Source organism: Chishuiella sp. (genome assembly GCF_032109125.1).
Classification (GTDB): domain Bacteria; phylum Bacteroidota; class Bacteroidia; order Flavobacteriales; family Weeksellaceae; genus Empedobacter.
Genome location: NZ_DAMCLZ010000003.1, coordinates 215538 through 239092, shown reverse-complemented (window position 1 = coordinate 239092; position 23555 = coordinate 215538). Strand labels below are relative to the sequence as shown.

The following is a 23555-nucleotide window of genomic DNA, read 5'->3' as shown; positions in this document are numbered from 1 at the left end:
TAGATGAAAAAAAACGAAGCAAGAAAATATTATAGATCATTACGAAATCAATTTTCTAATAATGACATAAGTATCTTAAGCCAAGAAATATTTGAAAATTTACAAAAAATAGATTTTTCAAATGATTCCAATTTTCATGTTTTTTTACCTATTAAAAAAAATAATGAAATCAATACTTATCCAATTATAGATTGGTTATTTTCTTTAAACAAGAATATCATTCTACCCTTAGTAATTGGTGATGATATGATTAATTGTAAAGTTGAAAGAGATTTTAAAACTCAATTAAACTCTTATCAAATTCCAGAACCGATTAGTTTTACTGAAATAGATTCTAAAGAAATAGATGTAATATTAATTCCTATGTTTGTCTCTGATAAAAAAGGAAACCGTGTAGGATATGGAGGTGGTTATTATGATAAGTTTTTAGCACGATGTAAACCTAATGCAAAAAAAATAGGCCTAAGTTATTTTAGACCTATTGATTGTATAGAGGATATTTATTTTGGTGATTTCCCTTTAGATTTCTGTATTACTCCCGAAGGAATAGAATCTTTCTGAATACTATCAGTTCTTTCATTCAGTTTGGTAAAGTAGAATTTGAATTCTCGCTTAAACTGGATTGGTTCTTTTTTCAAAACAAAAGATCCTACATTATTATTTGTTTCAATTAATTTCTTATCAGAATTAAAATAATTTACTGTATATGCTACTTGTCTTACAGAATCAGGCGTAAGAGAATCTTTTGGTAATATTATAAATTTAGTAATAGAAGTATATGTTACTTTTTTAGAAGACAAATCTCTTAATAAAGCAAAAACTTCTGTTGTGTCCTTTTTGGGGAAATATGTAAAAAGTTGATCTTTCAACATACTATCAACTACTGTATCATTAGAATTAGATGCCAAGGCTGAAAGCTCAAACAACTCTCTTAATTTTTGTTTTGTAATAAAATCAACAGCTTCAACAGAATCCATCTTACTACTTACTGTAGAAGATTCGTTCTTATACCCTTTTATAGTTTCAGGATTATAATCTCCATGATATTTTTCGTCTTTACACGAAAAAAGTATCCAAACGCTAAATAGCATAATTATGCTAAACTGAACAATTTTACTTATCATTCTCATCTTGTTGGATTTTAAATTTTAATTTTACAATTTTTCCATTTTTAGTTTCTGATTCTATCAAAGAAAAGTTCTTTAAAGAAGTTGTAGGAATTGTAACTAAATTAATATACTGTTGTTTTGATAAAATTTCTACACCAAAAAAATCATTATCATAAACTTGATAAATCAAAGCGTTATCAGCAATCATTTGATTTAATTTTGATATTCTTTGTTTAAGGTCTTTTGCAGAATTAGAATAATAATAAAGCATAACTTTATAATCATCAGGATCTAACAACAATTTTTCTGGTTGGTTATATTGATGCAAATTTACCTTAAAAGTATCTTGTTTATAATAAGGTGAACTCACAAACATTTTTACAATATTTTTTTGAGATTTAAACTTTATACAACCTGTTTTTGTTGATAAATAAAGAGGAGTAAAACCATCTCTAAAAATAGTAACCTCAACAGAATTCTTTATTGGTGTTTGTCGGTCTGAATCTACAAAGCAAAATTCATATTCTTTTTGTGCAAAAAATAAAAAATAAGAAGCTGCAACAATGACTATAAAAAAAATAGAAATAGAAACAATAATTGAGATTGTTCTCAATTTTATTTTTTTAGATTTTTCTTCAATTGGTACAGTAACTGAACCATTTCTTTGTTCAGATGTTAATTCCTGGCTTTCCTTATCTTTATTATCTTCTATTTTTAATAAAGGGGTTTCTTCTTTTTCTATTAAATCAACTTCATTTAATTTAGCTTCAGATTTAGTTATATCAAAATATTCTATATTCTTAACATTAAGAAAATGAGCCCAATTTCTATAGCCACAGTATTGAGCTAATAAATTAAGCATATCAATACGAGGTAATTTTTTAAAATCTGATTTAAAATAAGTATAAAACCATTTCTCACTTACTGTAGATTTGGTTTTATTAAATAAATCTTCCTGAAATGAAGTAATTTCTTGTCCTTTCCAATCTGATATATTTGCGGATTGAGCAGAATTTTCCTCAAAAAATCGATCTACGATTGATTTTTTCAAAACTTCAAAAATCTCTATATCTGTAAATTTGCTCAAAAAATAATTTTTATATACTTGTTTATCAGTTTTTTGTAAAATAGAAAAATAATTTTACAAGATGACTTTATGTAACTGCAAATAAAATAATATTTTCAACATAAAAACAATTGACGACCTCTTTTTATGATGATTTTAAGATTTATTCACTTTGTAAAATACCAGTAAATCCACTTTATTGTTAATTACAAGTAAGTTACAACTATTATACATTATTCTCTTTTATCGATTTTATAATTTTGACTTATTAAAATTGAACAATAAAAATATAAAAATTAAAATTATGAAAAAATTAGTATTAAATGCAATCGTATTAACAATATTTGGAACTTTATTTAGTGTTTCTGCATGTAAACAAGAAAAACCTAAAACAGAAACTAATTCAACTATTGTTGAAGATTCTTTGAAAATAGAAAAAGAAGAAGCTCCAACAATTGGATCTGACTCTGTAGAAAGTGTAACTGTTGATTCAACAAAAACAAAAGAAGAAACTAAATAGTTTATAAAGAAAAAAACCGCCAATGGCGGTTTTTTTTTATAGAAAATAATCAAAAAGATTAAGACTCTTTTAATGATTTAATATCAATTACAAAACGATATTTTACATCAGATTTCATCATACGCTCGTAAGCTGTATTAATATTTTGGATATCTATCATTTCTACATCAGAAACAACATTATGTTCTCCACAGAAATCTAGCATTTCTTGTGTCTCTTTTATTCCACCGATTAATGATCCAGCAAGATTTTTTCTTTTCATAACTAATAAACCTCCATTTACTGCTTCTAAAGGTTCTATAGCTCCTACAATACACATTGTTTTATCTAACTTCAATAAATCTAAATATGGATTTACATCGTGTTTTACAGGAATTGTATTTAATAAGAAATCAAATGAATTTTTGTGAGCAGCCATTTGTGTTGCATCTTTAGAAATTAAAACCTCATCTGCTCCTAATTTTTTTGCATCTTCACCTTTTGATTCAGAAGTTGTAATCATAACAACATGTGCTCCCATTGCTTTTGCAAATTTAACTCCCATATGTCCTAATCCTCCAAGACCAATTACACCTACTTTATCTCCTTCTTTTACATTCCAATGACGTAATGGAGACCAAGTTGTAATACCTGCACATAATAAAGGTGCTGCTGCTTTTACATCTATATTTTCTGGAACACTTAATACAAATTTCTCCTCTACAACAATGTTTTCTGAATAACCTCCGTAAGTTACTCCTCCATGTTTAGAATTTGTAGAATTGTAAGTTCCTGTAAATCCATTTTCACAATATTGCTCTAATCCTTCTTCACAAGGATGACAATCTTGACAAGATTCTACCATACAACCAACACCTACTAAATCACCTACTTTGAATTTAGTAACTTCTGATCCTACTTCTTTTATTCTTCCTATAATTTCATGTCCTGGAACAACTGGATAATTTGGTTTTCCCCAATCTCCTTTTGCTGTGTGAATATCACTATGACAAACACCACAATATTCAATATCAATAAATACATCTTTAGGCGATAATTGACGACGTTCTATTGTATGTGGTTCTAGTGCATCTGTTTCATTAAATGCTGCATAAGTTTTTGTACTCATTTTTGGATATATTTAATTAATAATCAATTTACTACATATTATTCGATTAAAATAATATTAATCTACAAAAATATAAAATCCATCTGAAAATTCAGATGGATTAATCGTTATTAAAAACTTAAAATTATTTTATTTTTTTTATTCCCATGTTCCATAAAGTGAATGCATACTTATCAGCTGTCTCATTAATAACAACTTCTGTAGAGCGACCAGCTCCATGGCCGGCTTTTGTTTCTATACGAATTAATACAGGATTATCACAGCTTTGCTTTGCTTGTAAATTTGCTGCAAACTTATATGAATGTGCTGGAACAACACGGTCATCATGATCTCCTGTTGTAACTAATGTTGCAGGATAACAAGTTCCTTCTTTTACATTATGTACAGGCGAATATGACTTTAAATAATCAAACATTTCTTTACTATCTTCTGCTGTACCATAATCATATCCCCAACCTGCTCCTGCAGTAAAAGTATGATAACGTAACATATCTAAAACACCAACAGCTGGTAAAGCTACTTTTGCTATTTTAGGGTTAATAGTTTCTGTTGCTCCTACTAATAAACCTCCGTTTGATCCTCCTGAAAGAGCTGTAAAATCTGGTGATGTATATTTATTTGTTTGTAAATATTCTGTAGCTGCAATAAAATCATTAAAAACATTTAATTTATTAAATTGACGACCGCCATCATGCCATTTTTTACCATATTCTCCTCCTCCACGTAAGTTAGGAACAGCATAAATACCTCCATTTTCTATCCAAGTTGCTATTGCTGGACTAAATGCAGGAGTAAGACTTATGTTAAAACCTCCATAACCATATACAATAGTTGGATTTTTACCATTTTTCTTTGTCCCTTTTTTGTAAGTAATAATCATAGGAACTTTTGTTCCATCTTTTGACGTATAAAAAACTTGTTCAGAAATATAATCTTCTGTTTTAAATTTCACATTTGGTTTGATATAAACTTCCGAAGATCCATCTTCTACATTGTATTTATAACTTGTAGATGGTGTAATATAATTTGAAAATCCAAAATAAATTTCTTTTTCAGATTTTTTACCTCCAAATCCTGAAGCAGAACCAATTCCTGGTAAATCTATTTTACGAATTTTAGTTCCATCATATTTATATTGTTCTACTAATGATGTTGCATCCTTTAAATAACGAGCAAATAAATAACCTCCACCAGTAGAAATACTCAATACGTTATCAGTTTCTGGAATTACAGTTTGCCAAGCATTTTCTGATAAATCATTAATAGATGCTTTAACTACTTTGTTATTTGGTGCATTCTTATTAGTAAAAAGATAAAATGTTTCACCATCATTGTCTATAACAGATGTATTGGTATCAAAATTATTTACAATCGGTTTAATTTTCCCATTAGGAACTGATAAATCTTGGTAATATAATTCATTACCTGTTGTTGTATTAGCAGCACTAATAATTAAAAAACGCTCATCATCTGTTAAATAAGCACCTACATAACGTCTTGGAGTTTCTTGACCTCCAAAAATTAAATGATCTGTTTTTTGTTCAGCTCCTAATTTATGATAGTATAATTTATGTTGATCTGTTTTTTCTGACAATTCTGATCCTTTTGGCTTATCGTAAGATGAATAATAAAAACCATCATTACCTTTCCAAGCTATTCCAGAAAACTTAACATCAATTAATGTTTTTCCTACTTCCTTTTTATCCTTAGCATTAAGAACTATAATTTTTCTCCAGTCAGAACCTCCTTCTGAAATTGAATAAGCAACTAAGCTACCATCTTTAGAAAAACTAACATCTGATAAGGAAACAGATCCATCTTTAGAAAATTTATTAGGATCTAAAAAAACTTCCTCTGTTCCATCTTCTCCTAATTTTCTATATAAAACGGAATGTTGTTGTAAACCATCATTTTTATAATAGTAAGTATAATCACCTTCTTTAAATGGAGTTGATATTTTCTCGTAATTCCATATTTCAGTTAATGATTTTTTTAATTCAGCACGTAATGGAATTTCATTTAAATAAGCATAAGTAGCCTTATTTTGTTCTACTACCCATTTTTTTGTGTCATCTGCTAAATCATTCTCCAACCAACGGTATGGATCTTGAACCTCTTCACCAAAATAAGTATCTACATGATCTATTTTTTTTGTTTCAGGATATTTCTTTTTATAACTCTGAGCATTTACTCCAATCATAAGTGATAAATTTAATAAGATAAAAGCTGTTTTTTTCATTTTTCTGTTACGCTATAATTTTAATCTACTAGTTACGTAAAGATAATAAAATCGAAACTACTTTAACTTATCTATTTCGTTAGAAATAATTTTATCTCCTTTTACCTCCTTTAGGTTTATTAGGATTACTTTTTCCTATTCTGGCTTGTGATGAATTTGAAGATTTCTTACCTCCTTTCTTTTGAATCATTTTTCCCTTTGAATTTTTAAAATCTGGAGAAATTTCATTTGCTTTCTTAGGTTTTTTCTTTTGATTAGAAGTTTTTTCTACATGCTTTTCAGAATCTTTAGTCAATCGATTCAGTTCATCTAATTCTTCTAGTGTTAAATCTCTGTGTTGTCCAACAGGAATATTCAATGTTAAATTCATTATACGAACTCGTTCTAATTTTTTAACAACATATCCAAAATATTCACACATTCGACGAATCTGTCTATTCAATCCTTGAATTAAAGTAATTTTAAATGTGTTAGTGTTTATTTTTTCAACTTTACATTTTTTAGTTACTTGACCTAATATTGGAACACCTGTAGACATTTTCTTACAAAAATCATCTGTAATAGGTTTATCTACTGTTACAACATATTCTTTTTCGTGATTATTACCAGCTCGTAAAATTTTGTTTACAATATCTCCATCACTTGTCAAAAGGATTAAACCTTGAGAGTCTTTATCTAATCTTCCTATTGGAAAAATACGTTCACCAAATGATAAATAATCTACAATATTATCTGGATCAGAAGAATCTGTAGTACATGTAACCCCAACAGGTTTATTTAACATTATATAAGCTGCATTTTCTTTCGATTTTGGCTCTATAATAGTTCCATTAACAGTAACAGTATCTGTAGGTTTTACATGTTGACCAATTTTTGCAACTCGTCCATTTATCAAAACAACACGTTTTTCTATATACTGATCAGCCTCACGTCTAGAACATATACCACTATCGCTGATATATTTATTCAATCGCAAAAAATTAGTTTCTTCCATAATACAAAGATAGTTTATTATAAAATTAATAGTATATCAACATAAAAATCTTTCAAGCTCTTTAAAACTCAAGATTCTATTTATATTTACAAAACAAAAAAATTACTGAGATGAAAAAAGTATTCTTTTTAAAGACTTGTGATACATGCAAACGAATTTTAAATGAATTTGATTTTACAGGTTTTGATTTACACGAAATAAAATCAACAGCAATTACCGAAGACGATTTAAACGATATGGTAAAATTATCAGGAAATTATGAATCTCTTTTTTCTCGTCGTGCACAGAACTATAAAAAATTGGGATTAAAGGATAAAGTACTTTCTGAGGATGATATTAAAAATTATATTCTTTCTGATTATACTTTTTTAAAACGTCCAGTAATCATAGATAATGATAAAATTTTTATAGGAAGCGATAAAAAAAATATAGAAGCTTTAGAGCAACATTTGAAATAAAACAACACATGAAAAAAACAATTTTACTAAGCACTTTTTTATTAAGTGCTGGTTTACTTGCTCAGAAAAAAAATATATCTATGCAAGAAGCTGTACTTGGTTTAGCTACCAACTTACGAGTAGATAATTTAAATCAAGTTCAATGGATTCCTAATCAAAATGCTTACACACAAAATGTAAAAACTTCTTATGGAGAAGCATTAATTAAAAAAGAGGTTTCTTCTTTAAAAACAGATACTATTTTTAGAAGTTCTCAATTTGAAAATAAACGAATTCCTCAATTAAATTGGATAAATGCTGAACAAGCCAATTTTTCTACCAAACAAGGAGTAAAAAAGATTAATATCGCTGGTCAACAAACGAATTGGTTAACATTACCTGAAAATGCCGAAGAAGTAGAAATTGATGGAACACACAACCAAATTGCTTATGTTGTTGATAACAATTTATATTTTGTAGATAAAAATGGGCAAACCCACCAAATAACTACAGATGGTAAATATGAAATTGTAAATGGTAAATCAGTTCATCAGCAAGAATTTGGAATTCATAAAGGTATTTTTCTTTCTCCAAAAGGAAATTATATAGCTTTTTATAGAATGGATCAAACTGCTGTTACTGATTATCCAATCATTGATTGGACAGTACAACCTGCTGTTAATAAAAATATTAAATATCCTTTTGCTGGTACAAAAAACCATACTGTTACTTTAGGTGTTTATAATCCATCTACAAAAAAGACTATATTTTTAGAAACACATCCAGAAGTTGATCATTACTTAACTTCTGTTACTTGGTCTCCAGACGAAAAGTTTATTTATATTGGAATTTTATCTCGTAATCAAAAACATTTAGAATTAAATCAATATGATGCTACATCTGGAAAATTAATCAAAACATTATTCAAAGAAGATGATGCAAAATATGTTGAACCTCAAAATGAATTATATTTTGTAAAAGGAAAAACAAACGAATTTATTTGGTGGTCGCAAAGAGATGGATATATGCATTTATATCGTTTTGATATCAATGGAAAATTATTAAATCAGATTACGAAAGGTAATTGGATTGTAAATGAAATTGTAGGAGAAAATTCAAAGAAAAAAGAATTACTAATTACTACAACAAAAGATTCTCCTAAAGAAAAACAATTGTATGCTGTAAACTGGGAAACAGGAAAACTACGTAAAATAACTACAGATGCAGGTATACATAATGTTTCTATTTCATCAAATGGAGAATATGCTATAGACAATTGGTCGAATGAAACAACTCCTCGCAAAGTTGATTTATTAGATACAAAAGGAAAATTAAAATCAAATTTATTAACAGCTAAAAATCCTTTATCTGATTACAATACTGCAAAAGTAGAAAATGTTACATTGAAAGCTGATGACGGTACAGATTTATATGGAAAATTGATTTATCCTACAAACTTTGATAAAACAAAGAAGTATCCTGTTATTGTTTATTTATATAATGGACCGCATGCACAATTAATTACAAATCGTTTCCCTGCAACAGGAAATCTTTGGTATGATGTCTTGGCTGAAAAAGGATATGTAGTTTTCACGATGGATGGTAGAGGTTCTTCTAACAGGGGATTAAAATTTGAACAAGCTATTCACGGAAATGTTGCTACTACCGAAATGAATGACCAAATGAAAGGTGTTGAATTTTTAAAATCTTTACCTTTTGTTGATGCTGAAAGAATGGGAATTCATGGTTGGAGTTATGGTGGTTTTATGACAACTTCTTTTATGTTAAGAAAACCTGATGTATTTAAAGTTGGTGTTGCTGGTGGACCAGTATTAGATTGGACACAATATGAGATTATGTATACAGAACGTTACATGGAATCTCCACAAGATAATCCGGAAGGATTTAAGGAAACTAACTTAATTAATAGAGTAAAAGACCTAAAAGGAAAACTATTAATGATTCACGGAACACAAGATAATGTAGTTGTTTGGCAACATTCTATCGATTTTATTCGAGAAGCCGTAAAAAATGGAATTCAAATGGATTACTTTGTTTACCCAGGTTATCAGCATAATGTAATTGGAAAAGATCGTGTACATTTAATGCAAAAAATAACAGATTATTTTGACTTATATTTAAAGCCAGAAAATTCTAAATAAATAAAAAAGACTTGGAGAAATCTCCAAGTCTTTTTGTTTAATTATATACTCTTTTACAATTCAATTAACCTTGATATGTATAATATCTTGCTCCTTTTAAATTAGAATTCTCAGATTCTATTCTCTCTAAAGCAAATCCTTTAGATTTATCAATAGATTCATTTAAATTCTTATTATGTAAATCTTGGTATTGTTCAAAAGTAATTGGTTTTCTATTATTCAAGTTTTCAAAAAGATTAATCTTTTCAATAATATTTTTCCAACCAGAACCAATTTTACCTTCAAAAACTTTCGATTTAGAACCAGAACCATAAGCAATAAAACCTATCGTTTGACCTTCTAACTCTTCATTGTTATTGTTACTTACTTGCAATGCAGATAAAAAAGCTGTAAAAATAGAAGCAGTATACATATTACCTATTTCAGAAGAAGCTCTTTGTGTAGGTTCTATTTTTTCTTTTACTAATGTTTTATAAGCATCAGATTTAGATATAGCTTTCAAGTTTTCATTTGTATTTTCTTCACCATTTTCTAAAGAGAAAACATCCGAAAACATTCGTTTACCTTGAAATGCATATGGTAAATGAAAAGCGATATATTTCCAATTATCATATAATTTACCTTGCTCATTCTTCTTTTCTTTCAAATCAAAATAAGCTTCTCTCACTCTATCTTTGTAGCATTCGTTAGAATATTGACCTTCGAAAACTGGTTCATCAGAAAACAATTCAATTTCACTTTTCGTTGTTCCAAGAGCAGACAGAATTTCTTTATTATTTGTTGTTTGATGAGGTTTAAAGAAATCAAATACAGATTCCATTCCTATTCCCCAAACATTATCTAGCTCAATCAAACTTGGATTACTAGAAACTAACATAGCAACTGCACCAGCTCCTTGTGTATACTCTCCTGTAGATTCAAGACCATATTTTGCATAATCTGCAGCTATTACAATTGCTTTTTGTGTAGGATTAGCACGAACAAAATCTAAACAATTATGTAAAGCATCAACTCCACCAACACAAGCAAAAGTCATATCAACAACATCTGTATGTTTAAAAGCTCTTTCTCCAAACTGTTCAGTAATTACATTTTCAACTAATTGCACAGCATAAGTTGCTGTTGGTTTAGCTCCGTCTAATGCACTTTCAGTTCCTAAATAAATTCTTCCAATTTCAGAAGGATTAAGATTATAGTCTTTAAAAAGTTGAAGTAAAGCATTTGCTGCAATCGTAGCTGTATCTTCGTGTACATCTAAAACAGCCATTTTTTTTAGCCCTAACCCTAATTCTAATTTTTCAGGTTCAATATTTCTTTTTTCAGCTAAATCTTTTATCGATAAATATATTTGCGGAACATAAATAGAAGCCGCTTCTATTCCAAATTTCATTATTTTATTTTTGTTTAAGCGAACTCCAAATTTAAGGTGTATTTTTAAAATAAACTCTATTAAAATAAAATACAATTTCAACTAGTTTAATTATTCTTAACTATCTAAAATAAAATAGTTTTTATTCTACAAAATTCTTATATTGTAATCAACAATCACTTAAATTTATTATTATGGCAAGAACATTCTACAAATCAATTAAAAACTCAATCAAATATTGGTGGATTTCTTTAATTATTGGATTATTATTTATTGGATTAGGTATTTACTGTTTTGCCTTTCCTGATACTTCTTATATAATTTTATCAACATTTTTTGCTATTTCATTTTTATTTTCTGGAGTCTCGGAAATTATATTTTCTATTTCTAATAAAGATGAAATTGATAGTTGGGGCTGGACTTTAGCTTATGGGATATTAACAACAGTTGTTGGTTTTATGCTAGTTGTAAATCCTATACTTAGTTTACAAGTATTTGCTTTCTATGTAGGTTTTTTATTTTTATTTCGTTCAATTTCTGGAATTAGTTATGCTTTCGATTTAAAAAATTATGGAGTAAAAGACTGGGGAATCTCTTTGTTTTTAGCAATATTAGGATTAATATTTTCTTTCATTCTATTATCGTCTCCACAACTTGCAGGATTAACAGCAGTAGCATGGGTAGGTTTAGCAATAATATCATCTGGTTTTTTTGCTATTTTCATTGCATTTCAATTAAAGAAATTAAAAGATTTACCAAAACATGCTTCTGAAGATTTAAAAAATCGTTACAATGAAATAAGAAAGGAAATTGAAGAATTTACTCAAAAAGATTAACAGTTACTTTAACAATTAATCAAACAACCTTTTTTATTATCTATGCATCTTATAGATAAATATAAAATCTTTACATTATGAAATTAACAAAGTTATTTAGTTTAATTATCTTATTATCATCTATGATTACTTTTGGACAAAAAAGTAAACAAAAAGAAATTGATATTTCTATGTACCCTAAAGCTGAAAAAGGATATGTACAAAAAGTAATATATTTAGAAACACTGGCAAAAGAAGATGATTATAATGTCGAATTATTTATTGGTAAATTAGAAGCTGTAGATAAATGTAATAATCACTTCTTATTAGGAAACTTAGAAGAAAAAACTATTGATGGGTGGGGATATAATTATTTTCAATTTGATTCTGAAGGTCAAATAGCAGGAACATTAATGGGATGTTCTGATAATAAAAAGATAGATAAAATTGTTTATGCTCAACCTGTAAAAACAAGATATAATAGTAAATTACCTATTGTAGTTTATATACCTAAAGGGTATTCTTTAGAATATAGAATCTGGAAAGCAGGTAACAAACTAATTATAGTAAAATAAATAAAAAAGATGAGAATTAATTCTCATCTTTTTTATTTTATCTATTATTCAACAGGTTGATAAACGCTTAATTGAAGTTTTTGCGATTCTGTATCTGTTGCTTCTTGTATAGTTTCTTGCAAAATTAAATATGAAGGATCTAATTGGTACATATAATATGTTTTTTTTGTACCATCACTCTGTGTCAATGTAATATTCCTTTTATCTGTACCAGTTAATTCATAAAGATATGTTCCATTTGTATCTGTCTCAACGCAATTACCATCTGTTGTTGCATAAGCTACTGAATAATAATTTTCTGGATCAGTAAAATCTAAAGTCGATTGTCTCTCACATGCTAAAAGTTTATCTGTTGTAGTAACATTATCTATAATTGTTCTTACCTCTTTTAATTGCCATTTGTGTGCACTTAATAACTGAGGTTGAGTAATAGCAAATGAGTTATCATCTTCACAAGAAAATATGATGAAAAATCCTAAAATAACTAGAAGTAACGAGTATAATCTTTTCATTATTAATATTAATAATTTTAAAATGTAAAAGTAATTATTTTGAATGATGTTTTAGTATTAGAATAAAAAAAAGCTGTTTCAAAATATGAAACAGCTTTTATAGTTATAATCGTACAGATATTCCTCCTAAAATATTAATTCCTGCTTGAGGAAAATAATACCCTCCACCATCATAATATCCATTTGATTCATATTTCACATCAAATAAATTATTAACTAATAGTGAGAATTCTATTTTTTTTAGATTTAACCAATTCGGGCTGTAACGAATTAATAGATCTGAAACTAAAAAACTAGATAATTTACCATCTGCAGGTTCTGTATTCGATAGATATTGTTCGCCTATATACTTATTTGTAAAATTAAGTAATAAATTCTTCGTTGGATAAACTTCAAAACCAAATGATGAAATTACATCTGGAGATAAAGCAATTTTTGTCGTTCCATATTTTTTAACAGAATAATTTCCATCATTATCCCAAGAACCTTCACTATAATCTTTATTTCTATTTTGACTTAAAGTTAAATTACCAAAAACATTTAATCTTTCCGGAAGAATAGCATAACTAGCATCTAATTCTATTCCTCGACGATAAGTCTTCGAATTTTTACGAATTGGTGTTCCTACATCGTTCAATTCTCCAGTTGGTACTAACTGATTTCTATAATCCATATAATATAGATTAGCACTCATAGAAAAACGCCCACTTTTTTTGTACCCTAATTCATAATCTTGTAAAAATTCTGATTTTGGTTTTTCATCATTCCTTGTTATACCACTATAATCTACTCGCAAAGGTTCTCGTTGAGAAATTCCATAAGATGCATAAAATACATTATTAGAATTAATTTTATAATTAACACCAGCTTTTGGATTTACAAAGTTGAATTTATCTGAAAATGGTCTAAAATCTTCCTGATCATTTTCTCCATTTTTTAAATATCTTGCTTCGTAACTTACATAACGATATTGTAAATCTCCAAATAATTCAAAATTTCCAATAGAATATAAAAGCTTTGCATAGGCAGCCAATTGTTTTTTTACTGCTCTATTATTATAATATTTAAAATCTTTATTATTCCAATCTGTATCCTTTACCCATAAAACATTACCATAATGATCTCCATCATATTCATTTCCAGACAAACCAAAGAAAACTTTAAAATCATTTAATTTTTGATTTTCTACATCTAAATTAAATCCATAAAAATCATTATCTAAATATTCTCTATTAATTAAATTTCTTTTATCAGATGATAAAAAATCTAATTTATAACGACTTAAATTTCTATTATTTTTATAGCTCTCGTAATATCCTTTACCTTTTCTATAATGGACTGTTAAATTAGATTTCCAATTACTACCAAAATCTTGTAACCATGATAAATAATAATGATTTTGAGTATAATTATCTGTATGATTTTTATAGAAACCTACAACTTCTCCATCTTCATTCTGTATTTCTCCCCCTGTGTTATATCTTCTATTATTTTTTAATGTTTCTCCATCAATACCATTCCAAGCTTGGTAAGTTTGTTCTCTACCAAACATATTCTGAAAACGAAACTTTGTTTTACTATTTACTTCGTACAACGCAGAAAAATTATATGAAATTAAATCTGACCAAGAACGATTAATATAACCATCTGAATTTATTTTGGAGAAACGTCCATCAATACTCAATTTATTGTTGAGAATCTTTCCTGTACCAGCTTGTACAGTATATTTTTGTGTATTAAAACTACCAAAAGATACATTTGCTTCAGCAAAAGGTATTGGAGAAGGATTTTGAGAATCAATATTAATACTTGCTCCAAAAGATGCCATTCCGTTAGATGAAGTCCCAACTCCTCTTTGTATAATCATAGAACTTGCAGAAGATACCATATCGGGCATATTTACCCAAAAAACACCTTGAGATTCTCCGTCATTTAATGATATTCCGTTTAATGTAACATTAATAGATTGCTCATTCAAACCACGAATTTTGATTGATGAATAACCAATTCCTGTTCCTGCATCAGAAGTTATAGAAACTGATGTAGCAGAATTAAGTAAAGTAGGGACATCTTGTCCTAAATTCTTTTTTTGTAAAAATCTTTCAGATAGTTTTTCAACTGTAATAGGTAGTTTTTCGGTAATAGAAACTTCTTGAAGATGAATATGATCTTCGTTTTGGATAGAATCTTTTTCTTGTGCATATAAAATTGATGCACCAAACATTGACAATAAAAAAATCGACCTTTTCATAAAATATAAATAAATAATTATGAAAGGAGCCATATTACATCTTTTAAAAATTAGCGCGCGAATGTAATTTGGTGAAGTACCATTTCCCTTGGCAGCATTATCCGCCCAGGTTCTTTGGGTGTAATCTCAGCCTCAATAAATCATTGAAGCACCCCTTTCGATTGAGCACCAAAGATAGAATTATTTTTTATTAATTAAAACTAATTCTATTTCATAGAAGAATTACTCAATTTTCAATTCTGCAACTATAGGGAAATGATCAGACTTAATATCTTTTCCTCTATAAAAATTAGTTACTTTAATATCTTTCGAAACCCAACATTGATCGATATTCGTTCTGAATAAAGGAATGAAAGCATTCCAAGAATTATTTAAACCAAAACCTGCACGAGCATCTTTCATTCTGTCTGATTGTACTAATTTAAAATTCGGAGAATAAACCGTTGAATTTAAATCACCGATTAAAATTATATTTTTATTTGGTAAATGATCAATTTCTTTTTTGATTAATTGATATTGTTTGTTTCTTCGTTCAAACCTTGCCTGATTTGGCAATGGAGGAACAGGATGAGTTGCTAAAATAGAAAGAGGTTTACCATTTATTTTCAATTCACCAATCAAAGATGGATGCATATCATTATCATAACTTCTTGTTATAATTGTATCAAAAGGAATTTTAGAATAAATAGCTATCCCAAAATTGTTATCTCTCACTTCTTCTTTAAAATATGGATATTCTTTTCTTACAAAATCTACATGTTTTTGCCAAGCTGGTGTCAATTCTTGTAAAACAAGAACATCACTATTCTCTGTTTTCAAATAGTCTTTTAAATACTGAAATTTATTATTATCAGAAAATATATTAATCGATATTATTTTGAAATTAGGATTTTCACCCTTTGAATTTTCACTAAAGTAAAAATTTTCTATATTTTGATAAATAATATATGGAAAGATGAAAATAGGAAATAAAAAGAGTATACTTTTTTTCTTCTCTTTTCTAATGGAATAATTAAAAATTAAACAAAAAATGAATGATAAAGCCAATGCATAGACCGAATATTGCACTAACATATCAAAAACAAAGTATTGATAAAAGCTTTTGCTTGCTAAATAAAAAATCGCAAATCCGAAAAATAAAATTTTACTCCACTTTGTTAACATCTCGTCAATATATTTTTATGAGAGACAAAAGTAGGAATTATATTATTTACTAACTTCGCGATATGATAAAAATAGGAATTTTAGGAGGAGGACAATTAGGTTATATGTTTTTGCAAAATGCATTACAATATCCATGTGAAATCAGCATCTTAGACCCTGCTGCTGACGCTCCGTGTGCACCTCATGCACACCACTTTGTACAAGGAGACTTTAAAGATTATGATACCGTTGTAAAATTTGGAGAAAACCTTGATGCCATTGGAATTGAAATTGAACATGTAAATGTAGATGCTTTACGTTACTTGAAATCTATTGGTAAAAAAGTGGTTCCAGATCCTGAAGCACTAGCTATTATACAAGATAAAGGTGTACAAAAAGAGTTTTATGTAAATAATAATATTCCTACTGCTCCTTATTTTGAATTAAATAATTGGGAAGATTTTAAAAATTTAGAAACTGTTACTTATCCCATTTTCCAAAAATCTAAAAAAGATGGTTATGATGGGAAAGGAGTTCAATTCTTAAAATCTGAAGCTGATTTATCAAAAATACTTCAAGCTCCTTCTATTTTTGAAACTCCTGCAGATTTAGATAGAGAAATTGCTGTGGTAACTGTTGCCGATCATTTAGGAAACATTGTTATTTATCCCACAGTAGAATTTGTAATGAATGAAGAATATAATTTATTGGATTATTTATTGATTCCTTCATCTTTATCAAAAGAAGTAACAGATAGAGCAGAAAAAATAGCAAGAGATGTTGTAAAAGGATTAAATTCTCCTGGAGTTTTTGCCGTTGAGATGTTTTTGAACAAAGACCAATCGATTTGGGTTAATGAAACTGCGTCTCGTGTTCATAATTCTGGACACTCTACAATAGAAGCTGCTTATTCTTCTCAATTCGACCAAATGTTACGAACTTTAATGGAATTACCTTTGGGTTCTACAAAATTATTCACCACTTCTGCTATGGTAAATTTGATTGGTGCAGAAAACCAAACTGGTTCAGCAGAAATACAAAATATAGAAAAGTTACTAGAAATACCTGGTACTTTTTTACATTGGTATGCTAAAGCTATAACAAAACCAGGTAGAAAAATGGGTCATGTAACTTTGGTGAATGATGATATTGAACAATTAAAACAAAACATAGAACAAGTAAATACAACTGTAAAGGTTGTTGCAAAAAAGTAAAATTATGGTTGGAATTATAATGGGAAGTGATAGCGATTTACCTATCATGAAACAAGCATCAGATTTATTAACAGAACTTAGTATACCATTCGAATTAACAATTGTTTCTGCGCATAGAACACCAGAACGTATGTTTGAATACGCAAAAACTGCTCATAAACGTGGAATAAATGTTATTATAGCTGGTGCAGGAGGAGCGGCTCATTTACCAGGAATGGTTGCATCTATTACTCCACTTCCTGTTGTTGGTGTTCCTATAAAATCCTCTAATTCTATTGATGGTTGGGATTCTATTTTATCTATTTTACAAATGCCAAATGGTATTCCTGTTGCTACAGTTGCAGTAAATGCAGCTAAAAATGCTGGAATATTAGCTGCTCGTATTTTAGGAGCTACAAATCCTGAGATTCAAGAAAAAATGGTTAATTACCAAGAAGATTTACAAAAAGCTGTTGAGGCAAAAATAGAAATTGTAAAGAAAGATTATCCTAACGGGTTTGATATTTAATCTTATTTTTTATTAAAATATAAAAATCGGCTTCGATAATTCTAAGCCGATTTTTTTTTAAAATAATTATTATAAAATGATAAATTTCTGATTTCAACTATTTTTTTCTTGATATTATTTAGCTTCTATGCGTTAGGGATTGAAGTGGAAATCCTTTGCTAATTGGATGAGTTTCGACTTCACTCAAAAATTAATTAGCAAAGATTGAAATGGAATAAGGGAACGCCATAAAAAAATTAATCTTGATGAAGGTAGTCTAAAAAAGTTTCTGAATCTATCTCTATAGCTCCTAAACTTGCAAGATGATCTGTGTAGACTTGACAATCTATTAATTGATATTTTTTATGGTATTTAGCAACAAATTGTATAAAACCAGCTTTTGATGCATTGCTAACGTGAGCAAACATACTTTCTCCACAAAAAACATTTCCCATTTCAACACCATAAAATCCACCGACTAATTCGTTATCTTTCCATACTTCTATGCTTTTTGCAATTCCTAATTCGTTGAGTTTACAATAAGCTTCTACCATATCATTGGTTATCCATGTTCCGTCTTGATTTTTTCTATTTACATTAGAACAATTGAGAATAACTTCACGAAAAGCTTTATTTTCTGTAAATGTAAATATTTGATCTTTGAAGACTTTTTTCATTGATTTTGACACATGTAAATTCTCTGGAAATAACACAAAGCGATCCTGCGGAAACCACCAAAGAATTGGTTCGTCTTCGTTGAACCAGGGAAAAATCCCTTTCTTATAGGCTAATATTAATCGTTCTGGAGATAAATCTCCACCGATAGCTATGATTCCATCTTCGTTAACTTCATTATAATCTGGAAAAGTTAAATCTGTGCCTAACCAATACATTTTTTTAGTTTTTGTAGCTTGTTTAAAATTAAAAAAACGTATTCTGATAAAGAATACGTTTTTTGATTAATATTTGATTTTTTTCTTTAATTAGAATGGTAAATCATCATCGTCTCCGTTAGAAAATGTATCTACTGGAGGTGCTGGTGGAAAATTATCGTATCCTTGAGGTGCTTGAGCAGCAGCATTTGCCATGTTTTCTATTCTCCAACCTTGGATAGTATTAAAATATCTAGCAACTCCTTCTGGATTTACCCACTCGCGTCCACGAATATTGATTGAAACTTTCACTTCATCTCCAGGTTTATATGCATTTAATACGTCTGTTTTGTCTTGTGTAAACTCAATTAAAATATCTTGTGGATACTGTTCTTGCGTTGTTACAACAAATTCTCTTTTCTTGAAACTAGCTGTAATATTTTGAGTTTCAAATACTTTTTTAATTTTTCCTGTAATTTCCATTTTGTAAAAGCTTTGATGCAAATTTAAAAGGTAAAAAAAGATTAAAAAAATTTTATTTGAAATTTTGTTAAAAGAAAAACTTATGTATATTTGCAGTCCAAATCGGTTAGATTTATGCGGGCGTGGTGGAATTGGTAGACACGCTAGACTTAGGATCTAGTGCCGCAAGGTGTGAGAGTTCGAGTCTCTCCGCCCGTACTAAAAAAACCTCAACTATCTAAAGTTGAGGTTTTTTTTATTTATATTTATACTAATTTTTGCACAATAATTTCAATTAACAGTATTTTTCACCATTTTTCTGAAGTTTTAAATCTCCAACATAAGTTTTTATATTCTGAACACTATTTCTTGGACAAATTAATAAACCTTTCTCAGAGTTTACAACAATATAATCATCTAGTCCTTCTACTACTATTGCTTTGTCTTCTGTAGAATATATAAAAGAATTTTTAGTATTATATCCTGCAAAATGAGAACATAGCAAAGTATTATTGTTATTATCTTGATCTTCTCCTGTGTATTTATATTTATCATTAATTACAGACCAAGTTCCTATATCACTCCAACCAAAATTACATGGAATAACAAATACATGATCTGATTTTTCTAAAATTCCTTTGTTAATAGAAAAAATATCTAAAGAAGTATAAATTGGTGCTAGTGTCTTTATATTTTGTAAATCTTCAGGTAATTCAAAGTAATTTTTTAAAGATTCTGACATTCCTTCTAAATAAGTATTAAAAGCTGCTATAATCCCTTTTACAGAACAAATTAAGATATTTGTATTCCAAAGAAATTCTCCTGTTTTTAGGAATGATTCTGCAAATTCTAAACTAGGTTTATCTATAAATGACTTTGTCTTTTTTATTTCTTGTTCGTCATTTATAAATTGAATATAACTAAAATCTGTATCTGGTCTAGATGGAACAACACCTAATGTAATTAATTTATCATCATCTAATAAATTATTAAAAGCTAAGTTTACTTTTTCCGAAAATTCTTCTTCATTATAAATAAAGTGATCTGAAGGACAAATAATTAATCTTGCATTAGGATTTAGTTGATTAATTGTTTTTGCTGCTAACAAATTACATGCTGCAGTATTCATTACCCTAGGTTCTATAATAAAATTTTCTTTTTTAAATGTTGGTAATTGTTCTATGAGAATATCTTTATATTCTTCTATGGTAACGATATAAATATTATCATTTTTAATCACTTTACTTAATCGTTCAAAAGTTAATTGTATGAACGTTTTTCCTATTCCTAATAAATCATGAAACTGCTTTGGTTTCTCTTTAGTGCTTAAAGGCCATAACTTGACTCCTGGTCCACTTGCCAAAATAATAGCATAATTATTATCATTATTATTCATGATTACCCTATAGTTTGTTTATAATTGATGTTGCGCTTATTAGATATCTCTTATTAGATTTTATTTCTACACAAAGAAATCTTGTTTTTTGTTTTGGTCCTTTTTTAAAAATTCTTTTACCAATTGAAAATATTGTACCAAAATCTACATCTTCCAAATATGTTTGATCAGATTTTACATCGTTTATAATATATTTTGAGATATTAGCATCCGCACCTAAACTAGCCTTAGGATGTTTAGCATGATGTAAAATATATGGTTTTAAATAATCTGGATAAATAATAATGGATTCCATTAAAAGTTGTCCAAAAATAGTTTTCCATTCTTTTCCATGAGGGCTAATATTCTTTGAATTAAATTGCACAAATGTTTTTAAATGTGCTACTTCATGAGTAAAAACAAAAAAAAATGCATAGGGGTTTAAGTCACCATTTACAGTTATTTGATGACGATTATCCCCTAATATTTTACGATAATCTCCCAATTTTGTCTCTCTTCTTTTAGTAATTTTCAAAACAATGGAATGATCTTTTAACCACTTTTCCACGAAAAGGGTACTATTTAGAGGTAGATAAGAATTTAAATTTTCCAAATTCACATTGTGCAAGATAAATAAAATATATATTCAATAAAAATACTAATTTTGTAGTAATGAAATTAATTGAAAATTTAGGGTCATACTTTATGCTAATGGCTAAAGTATTTAGTAAACCCCAAAAAATAAGTGTTTTCTGGAAGTTAACAATAAGAGAAATATATGATTTAGGTATAAATTCGTTAGGTATCGTAACATTTATATCTACATTTATGGGAGCTGTAGTTGCTATACAAATGGCACAAAACTTCCAAGGTTCTGCTATTCCTGTTCCTGATGCATATATCGGATATGCAACAAAAGTAGTTTTAGTCTTAGAGTTTGCTCCAACAATTATGTCACTTATCCTTGTAGGAAAAGTTGGATCTTATATTGCATCTAGTATAGGAACTATGCGTGTTACAGAACAAATTGATGCATTAGACGTTATGGGGATAAACTCCGCAAACTTTTTAATTTTACCTAAAATTATTGCTTGTGTATTTTTTAATCCTTTACTCGTTATGATATCTATAGGGTTTGGTCTTTTAGGAGGTTATTATATTGGAGTTTTTACAAAAATGTGGTCAGCTGCAGATTTTATTACAGGATTACAAATGGCTATGGCTACAAAACTTTTTGTTTATACATTCCTTAAAACAATGGTATTTGCTTTTGTTATTGCTACTATTCCTGCTTATTATGGTTACAAAGTAAGAGGAGGTTCTTTAGAAGTTGGACGTTCTGCTACAACTGCAGTTGTATGGACTTCTGTAGCTATTATCGTAATCAATTTAATACTAACACAAACAATTTTGAGCTAATGATTGAGGTAAAAGATATTCGTAAATCTTTTGATGGTGTAGAAGTACTTAAAGGTTTCTCTCTAACATTTGAAAAAGGAAATGTAAGTTTAATTATTGGACAAAGTGGTTCTGGAAAAACAGTTTTTCTTAAAAACTTAATTGGTTTACTTACACCGACATCTGGAGAGATTATGTATGAAGGTCAAAACATGATTAACTTTGACTATGCTCAAAAACAAAAACTTCGTTCAGAAATTGGAGTTGTATTTCAAGGATCTGCTTTATATGACTCTATGAATATTGTAGAAAATGTCAAATTTCCTTTACAAATGTTCTCTAATATATCTAATGCCGATGCCGAAAGAAGAGCTTTAGAAGTTTTAGATAGAGTTGAAATAGCAAAAACTGCATTAAAAAAATACCCTTCAGAAATCTCTGGAGGTATGCAGAAACGTGTCGCAATCGCTAGAGCAATCGTTAATAATCCTAAATATTTATTTGCCGATGAACCTAATTCTGGTCTAGATCCAAAAACTGCATTAGTTATCGATAAATTAATTTATGATATTACAAAAGAATATAACACGACAACCGTTATTAATACACATGATATGAATTCTGTTATGGAAATTGGAGATCATATTGTATTTCTTAAAAATGGCTTTTTAGAATGGGAAGGTACAAAAGAAGAGATTCTTGTTGCAGATAACCCAAATGTAATTGATTTTGTATATTCGTCGAATCTTTTCAAGAAATTAAGAGAAGCATTATTAAAAGAACAACGTTAAATTACAAAAAACAAAGGAATGAAAAAATTATTTTTAACAGTCTTATTAGGGTTAATCGCTAATTTTGGTTTAGCTCAAAACATAACTTTTGGTTTAAAAGGTGGAGCTGTATTTAATACAGACAAAGGACAAGTTTGGAGAGATGCAACAAGTAATATTTACAAAAAAGATGGTAAAGCTGCTGCGGGATTTCAAGCAGGTGCATTACTTCGCGTTTCTTTAACTGGGCTTTACATTCAGCCTGAACTTTTATATTCTCAATTTAAAAATGAATATGAATATCAAAATGTTAAAACTGATGTCACAAAAAAACGTTTAGACATTCCTGTTAATGTTGGTAAAAGATTTTTAGGAATTGGACATATACAAGCTGGTCCAGTATTCTCTTATTATTTTGATGATAAAATATCTTTAAAAGATGTTTCTAAAGCAAAACAGGATGACTTTAATGTTGGTTTCCAAGTTGGTACTGGTGTAGAAATCTCTAGATTATTATTAGATCTTAGATATGAATTTGGTTTTGGTAAAACAACTTCTAAATTTATAAAAGACGGAACCCAATTCACAACACAAAATCGTCCACAAATGCTTAATTTATCATTAGCTTATTTATTCTAATAAGCTTATTTATAAATATTTTTATTGGATATATATAT

General features: G+C 28.4%; 24 protein-coding genes, 1 tRNA gene and 1 riboswitch. Of the genes, 12 read left to right on the top strand and 13 right to left on the bottom strand.

Annotated features, from left to right (window positions below; all coding sequences use genetic code 11):
- The first annotated feature begins 3 nt into the window (after positions 1-3).
- Positions 4-561 carry a 5-formyltetrahydrofolate cyclo-ligase gene (locus RT575_RS05680; protein WP_313579455.1) on the top strand — a complete coding sequence of 186 codons (558 nt, stop codon included), beginning with the start codon at positions 4-6 and terminating at the stop codon, positions 559-561.
- Here RT575_RS05680 and RT575_RS05675 read toward each other — a convergent pair.
- Positions 501-1124, bottom strand: coding sequence for a hypothetical protein (locus RT575_RS05675; protein WP_313579453.1), 624 nt, complete (start codon positions 1122-1124; stop codon positions 501-503). The genes RT575_RS05680 and RT575_RS05675 overlap by 61 nt on opposite strands.
- Positions 1114-2196 carry a hypothetical protein gene (locus RT575_RS05670; protein WP_313579451.1) on the bottom strand — a complete coding sequence of 361 codons (1083 nt, stop codon included), beginning with the start codon at positions 2194-2196 and terminating at the stop codon, positions 1114-1116. Before RT575_RS05670 ends, RT575_RS05675 begins: the two co-directional genes overlap by 11 nt.
- A 283-nt stretch (positions 2197-2479) precedes the next feature.
- On the opposite strand from RT575_RS05670, the gene RT575_RS05665 reads away from it, so the two are divergent.
- Entirely contained in the window at positions 2480-2695 is a 216-nt protein-coding gene (locus tag RT575_RS05665; RefSeq protein ID WP_313579449.1) for a hypothetical protein, read from the top strand.
- Positions 2696-2753: 58 nt separating this feature from the next.
- Here RT575_RS05665 and RT575_RS05660 read toward each other — a convergent pair whose 3' ends face one another.
- From RT575_RS05660 to rluF, 3 genes are all read right to left on the bottom strand, one after another.
- Positions 2754-3803, bottom strand: a complete 1050-nt coding sequence (locus RT575_RS05660) for an NAD(P)-dependent alcohol dehydrogenase (RefSeq protein ID WP_313374870.1) — start codon at positions 3801-3803, stop codon at positions 2754-2756.
- Positions 3804-3927: 124 nt separating this feature from the next.
- Entirely contained in the window at positions 3928-6042 is a 2115-nt protein-coding gene (locus RT575_RS05655) for a prolyl oligopeptidase family serine peptidase (protein WP_313579447.1), read from the bottom strand.
- A 91-nt stretch (positions 6043-6133) separates the two neighbouring features.
- Positions 6134-7036 (bottom strand): 23S rRNA pseudouridine(2604) synthase RluF, encoded by a 903-nt coding sequence (gene rluF, locus RT575_RS05650; RefSeq protein ID WP_313384931.1) that lies wholly within the window; start codon positions 7034-7036, stop codon positions 6134-6136.
- Positions 7037-7146: 110 nt separating this feature from the next.
- Between rluF and RT575_RS05645 the strand changes: the two genes are divergently transcribed.
- Positions 7147-7494, top strand: a complete 348-nt coding sequence (locus RT575_RS05645; protein ID WP_313375053.1) for an ArsC/Spx/MgsR family protein — start codon at positions 7147-7149, stop codon at positions 7492-7494.
- An 8-nt stretch (positions 7495-7502) separates the two neighbouring features.
- A complete protein-coding gene (locus RT575_RS05640) occupies positions 7503-9635 on the top strand; it encodes a DPP IV N-terminal domain-containing protein (protein WP_313579445.1) in 2133 nt (710 codons plus the stop codon).
- 64 nt (positions 9636-9699) lie between these two features.
- On the opposite strand, the gene RT575_RS05635 is transcribed toward RT575_RS05640, so the two are convergent.
- Positions 9700-11025 (bottom strand): hydroxymethylglutaryl-CoA synthase family protein, encoded by a 1326-nt coding sequence (locus RT575_RS05635; RefSeq protein ID WP_313579443.1) that lies wholly within the window; start codon positions 11023-11025, stop codon positions 9700-9702.
- 173 nt (positions 11026-11198) lie between these two features.
- On the opposite strand from RT575_RS05635, the gene RT575_RS05630 reads away from it, so the two are divergent.
- The gene (locus tag RT575_RS05630) at positions 11199-11840 is read left to right on the top strand and encodes an HdeD family acid-resistance protein (RefSeq protein WP_313384926.1); all 642 of its coding nucleotides are present in this window, start codon (positions 11199-11201) and stop codon (positions 11838-11840) included.
- Positions 11841-11917: 77 nt separating this feature from the next.
- Positions 11918-12394 (top strand): ecotin family protein, encoded by a 477-nt coding sequence (locus RT575_RS05625; RefSeq protein ID WP_313579441.1) that lies wholly within the window; start codon positions 11918-11920, stop codon positions 12392-12394.
- Between the two features lie 44 nt (positions 12395-12438).
- On the opposite strand, the gene RT575_RS05620 is transcribed toward RT575_RS05625, so the two are convergent.
- The 3 genes from RT575_RS05620 to RT575_RS05610 all read right to left on the bottom strand — a co-directional run bounded on the left by RT575_RS05620 (position 12439) and on the right by RT575_RS05610 (position 16231).
- Positions 12439-12906 carry a lipocalin family protein gene (locus RT575_RS05620; protein WP_313384923.1) on the bottom strand — a complete coding sequence of 156 codons (468 nt, stop codon included), beginning with the start codon at positions 12904-12906 and terminating at the stop codon, positions 12439-12441.
- A gap of 103 nt (positions 12907-13009) precedes the next feature.
- Complete coding sequence (locus RT575_RS05615; protein WP_313579439.1) at positions 13010-15157, bottom strand: TonB-dependent receptor domain-containing protein; 2148 nt, start codon at positions 15155-15157, stop codon at positions 13010-13012.
- A gap of 67 nt (positions 15158-15224) precedes the next feature.
- Positions 15225-15323: riboswitch (TPP riboswitch) on the bottom strand.
- Between the two features lie 56 nt (positions 15324-15379).
- The gene (locus RT575_RS05610; RefSeq protein ID WP_313579508.1) at positions 15380-16231 is read right to left on the bottom strand and encodes an endonuclease/exonuclease/phosphatase family protein; all 852 of its coding nucleotides are present in this window, start codon (positions 16229-16231) and stop codon (positions 15380-15382) included.
- Between the two features lie 152 nt (positions 16232-16383).
- On the opposite strand from RT575_RS05610, the gene RT575_RS05605 reads away from it, so the two are divergent.
- Both RT575_RS05605 and purE read left to right on the top strand, forming a co-directional pair.
- Positions 16384-17514, top strand: coding sequence for a 5-(carboxyamino)imidazole ribonucleotide synthase (locus RT575_RS05605; RefSeq protein WP_313579438.1), 1131 nt, complete (start codon positions 16384-16386; stop codon positions 17512-17514).
- Positions 17515-17518: 4 nt separating this feature from the next.
- A complete protein-coding gene (purE, locus tag RT575_RS05600) occupies positions 17519-18022 on the top strand; it encodes a 5-(carboxyamino)imidazole ribonucleotide mutase (RefSeq protein WP_313579436.1) in 504 nt (167 codons plus the stop codon).
- A gap of 236 nt (positions 18023-18258) precedes the next feature.
- Here the strand turns inward: purE and aat are convergent, their stop codons facing one another.
- Both aat and RT575_RS05590 read right to left on the bottom strand, forming a co-directional pair.
- A complete protein-coding gene (aat, locus tag RT575_RS05595) occupies positions 18259-18894 on the bottom strand; it encodes a leucyl/phenylalanyl-tRNA--protein transferase (RefSeq protein WP_313579434.1) in 636 nt (211 codons plus the stop codon).
- 90 nt (positions 18895-18984) lie between these two features.
- Positions 18985-19356, bottom strand: a complete 372-nt coding sequence (locus RT575_RS05590) for a DUF3127 domain-containing protein (RefSeq protein WP_313384917.1) — start codon at positions 19354-19356, stop codon at positions 18985-18987.
- A 116-nt stretch (positions 19357-19472) separates the two neighbouring features.
- Here RT575_RS05590 and RT575_RS05585 point away from each other — a divergent pair.
- Positions 19473-19554 (top strand) — tRNA-Leu (locus RT575_RS05585).
- A 76-nt stretch (positions 19555-19630) separates the two neighbouring features.
- Here the strand turns inward: RT575_RS05585 and RT575_RS05580 are convergent.
- Together RT575_RS05580 and RT575_RS05575 are read right to left on the bottom strand one after the other, a co-directional pair.
- Complete coding sequence (locus tag RT575_RS05580) at positions 19631-20731, bottom strand: mannose-1-phosphate guanylyltransferase (protein WP_313384916.1); 1101 nt, start codon at positions 20729-20731, stop codon at positions 19631-19633.
- Between the two features lie 7 nt (positions 20732-20738).
- Positions 20739-21278: a SprT-like domain-containing protein gene (locus RT575_RS05575; protein ID WP_313579431.1), complete on the bottom strand. Its 540-nt coding sequence runs from the start codon at positions 21276-21278 to the stop codon at positions 20739-20741.
- Positions 21279-21382: 104 nt separating this feature from the next.
- Here RT575_RS05575 and RT575_RS05570 point away from each other — a divergent pair, with 104 nt between their 5' ends.
- Genes RT575_RS05570 through RT575_RS05560 form a run of 3 tightly spaced genes read left to right on the top strand, consistent with a single transcriptional unit; the run spans position 21383 to position 23517 of the window.
- Positions 21383-22129, top strand: coding sequence for an ABC transporter permease (locus tag RT575_RS05570; RefSeq protein WP_313384914.1), 747 nt, complete (start codon positions 21383-21385; stop codon positions 22127-22129).
- Positions 22129-22899 (top strand): ATP-binding cassette domain-containing protein, encoded by a 771-nt coding sequence (locus RT575_RS05565; protein WP_313579429.1) that lies wholly within the window; start codon positions 22129-22131, stop codon positions 22897-22899. The genes RT575_RS05570 and RT575_RS05565 overlap by 1 nt, the downstream gene beginning before the upstream one ends.
- Before the next feature lie 18 nt (positions 22900-22917).
- Complete coding sequence (locus RT575_RS05560; RefSeq protein WP_313384912.1) at positions 22918-23517, top strand: outer membrane beta-barrel protein; 600 nt, start codon at positions 22918-22920, stop codon at positions 23515-23517.
- The last annotated feature ends 38 nt before the right edge of the window (positions 23518-23555 follow it).